Here is a 2,898-nt window from a genome sequence, read left to right as displayed (position 1 = left end):
GCCGTCCGTCTCCACCACCGCGACCGGCGAGAGGCGAAACGCCCACCGACCGCTCAGATCGATCCGCGCCGCATCCGAACGCAGCGCCGCGCGAGCCGCCACAGCACCGTAACCCGGCGAATACTCCTCGAAATAACGCATCGAATGCAGGCTTCCCCACCAAGATCGACCACTCGCTGTCGATTCGGGACCGTAATGTCGAACAGCACTTCCGGGAAGACATCCCACCAATCATCTCGGCCACGCCCGCGGGCCGACGATCAGTTGTTGAAACCGGTCTTGCCGGCGACGGCTGCGGGCGAAATCAAGGGAGCGCTAGAGCGGTCAGTAAATGCTCACCTTGGCGAGCGCGGATCCACCGCGCACGAACACCGGGATACGTTCGAGCGGTGCGGGGACCTCTCGGCGCTCGCCGCCTGCACGGCTCTCCCCCGTGTGCGCGTCGACCCAGCGCACGCCGCGCGGCAGATACACCGACCGGCTCCGGGCGCCGGCTTCGGCGACCGGGGCGACCAGCAGGTCGGGTCCGAGCAGGAACTGGTCGTCCACGCTCCACGCGGCCTCGTCCTCGGGGAAGTCGAAGAAGAGCGGCCGCATCGGTGGCGCGCCGGTGCGGTGTGCCTCCTCGGCGAGTTCGTGTACGTATGGCCGCAGCCGTTCGCGCACCAACAGGTGTTCGCGCAGGATCGGGTACGCCTCGTCGCCGTAGGACCAGACCTCGTTCGGTCCGCCGCTCATGTGGGTGCTGAACGGCTGGTTCGGTTCACGGTCGCCGTGCAGGCGCATGATCGGCTGGAAGGTTCCGTACTGGAACCAGCGCACCAGGACCTCGCGGTACGCCGGGTCATCGGGGTTGCCGCCTAGGAAACCGCCGATGTCGGTGTTCCACCACGGAATCCCGCTCATCGCCACGTTCAGGCCCGCGCGGATCTGCGCGGCCATCGACGCGAACGTGGGCTCGATATCACCGGACCACAGCGCGGCGCCGTGGCGCTGGCTGCCGGCCCAGGCCGACCGGATCAGGCTGAACGGCCGGTCGTCACCGGCTTCGCGCAGTCCCTCCGCGACAACCTGCGCGGCATACGCGCCGTAGGCATTGCCGACCTGCGTTCCCGGCCCTGCCTGGTAGACGGCTCGGCGCGCAAGGTCGCGCGGTAGGTCAGGCTCGCAGGCGTCAAGCCAGTAGGCTGCGACGCCGATCTCCCGGTAGCTGGCGCGCAATCGCTCCCACAGCAGGCGGCGGGCGGCTGGATTGGTCGGGTCGTGGTAGACCATCGGCGCGTACGGATCGTGCTCGCCGCGAGCCGGCCAGTGGTTGCGTAGCAGACCGCCGTGGCTGTCGCGCACCAGGCCGTCGACCGCGCGCAGCGGCTCGAAGTTCGCGCTCCCGGTCTCGAGCGTCGGCCAGACGGAGACCGCGAGCTTCACGCCCAACGACTCCAGTTCCTTGACCATCGCGGCGGGGTCGGGCCACTCTTCGGGTTCGAAGTCCCAGTCGCCCATCTTCGGCCAGTGGAAGAAGTCGCACAGCATCCCGGACAGCGGCAGGTCGCGGCGCTTGTACTCGCGGGCCACCGCGAGCAGCTCCTGCTGAGTGCGGTAACGCAGCTTGGACTGCCAGAACCCGCTGGCCCATGCCGGCAGCAGCGGCGGATGCCCGGTGGCGTCCGCGTAGGCGGCCATGATCTCGGCCGGAGTGTCTCCAGCGGTGATCCAGTAGTCGATCTGTCTGGCCTGTTCGGCGACCCAGCGGGTGGCGTCGGCGCCGAGTTCGACGCGACCCATCGCAGGGTTGTTCCACAGCAGCCCGTAGCCGCGCGAGGAGTGCAGGAACGGGATCGTCGCGACGGTGTTGCCCTGCAACAGGTCGATGACGCAGCCCTTCTGGTCAAGTCGGCCGTGCAGGTGCTGGCCGAGACCGAAGATCCGCTCGCCGTCGTAGGCTTCGAAGGTCTGCTCGAGCTCGTAGGTCCCGTCGCCGCGTGAGGTGTGCACGCGCGGACCCAGGCTGGCCGTGTACGGGCGCTTGTCGGCCAGCAGTTCACGCTCTCGCGCGCCGCCTGCTGCTGCGGCCGCGCTCTGCGGACCGTCAGCATCCGCGCTCCGCAGAAAGCGGAGCCGGCCGTGCCCGTCAGCCTCTACCGCGATTCGACCGTTGGCGAGCCGCGCCGTGCCGTCTTCGTGGACTGCGATCGATACCCGCGACGTTTCGACGGGCAGGTCGAGCGCCCAGGCGAGCTCTTGGTCGACCGCGTCAGCCGCCGCACGCACCCTTACCGCGTGCGCACCCCAAGGCTCGATGCGAAGAATCTCGTGCCGCGTGCGCCATTCAAGTGCAGAGCCGATCTGCTGGTACATCGGTCCCCATCTCTTCTGGGATGCAGGTGCAGCTGTGCACCCCTGTACAAGCGGCACCGAATTGCGGCGCGAGCCTAGCGTCGAACGTCTTCCCTTGTGCATCGATTCGATTCGACGCTCGTTGCGCCCGCCCGGGGCCGCAGTCCGAAATACTTGCGGCCCCGGCTTCGTGCGTTGAGAGCACTGAGACCCGGCGCGGCGCCGAGCGCCAGGCGCTAGTGCATCGCGATCACGGCGTTGTGATCGCTGCCCGCGTTGACCGTCACGGTGAACAGGTGGGTGGAGGCGTTGTAGTTCACCGAGCCGACCGATCCGTCGCTTGCGGTCACCGTGGGCGCGGACGGCGCATAGCCGCGCAGCGTGACGGAGTGCTCATTGCTCGCGAACGCGACCGTGGCGTTGACGGTGCCGCTGTCGGACAGGTGGGTGATGCGCTTGTCGCCGGTCGAGACGAACTTGCCGGCGTCGCCGAGGAATGCGATTCCCGACGCGCCGACCGGAGCGACCTCGTAGTAGGAGCCGTTGGTGCCGACCGTGTCG

The 2,898-nt window shown here is 68.4% G+C and carries 2 protein-coding genes; both read right to left on the bottom strand.

Annotation, left to right across the window (positions count from 1 at the left end; translation table 11 throughout):
- Positions 1-324 precede the first annotated feature (324 nt).
- The gene (locus VFB40_RS13670; RefSeq protein WP_324850603.1) at positions 325-2,358 is read right to left on the bottom strand and encodes a glycoside hydrolase family 31 protein; all 2,034 of its coding nucleotides are present in this window, start codon (positions 2,356-2,358) and stop codon (positions 325-327) included.
- A 215-nt stretch (positions 2,359-2,573) separates the two neighbouring features.
- Positions 2,574-2,898, bottom strand: a 325-nt coding sequence (locus VFB40_RS13665; protein ID WP_324850601.1) for a hypothetical protein, incomplete at its 5' end; no start/stop codon positions are given.

Source organism: Actinocrinis sp. (assembly GCF_035650855.1).
Classification (GTDB): domain Bacteria; phylum Actinomycetota; class Actinomycetes; order Streptomycetales; family Catenulisporaceae; genus Actinocrinis.
Note: the sequence above shows the minus strand (reverse complement) of the source record. Positions and strands in the feature narration are given on the sequence as shown.

Bases quoted from the DNA above. Each gene is read 5' to 3' on its own strand.
- VFB40_RS13670 (WP_324850603.1), bottom strand. From the start codon at position 2,358: ATGTACCAGCAGATCGGCTCTGCACTTGAATGGCGCACGCGGCACGAG.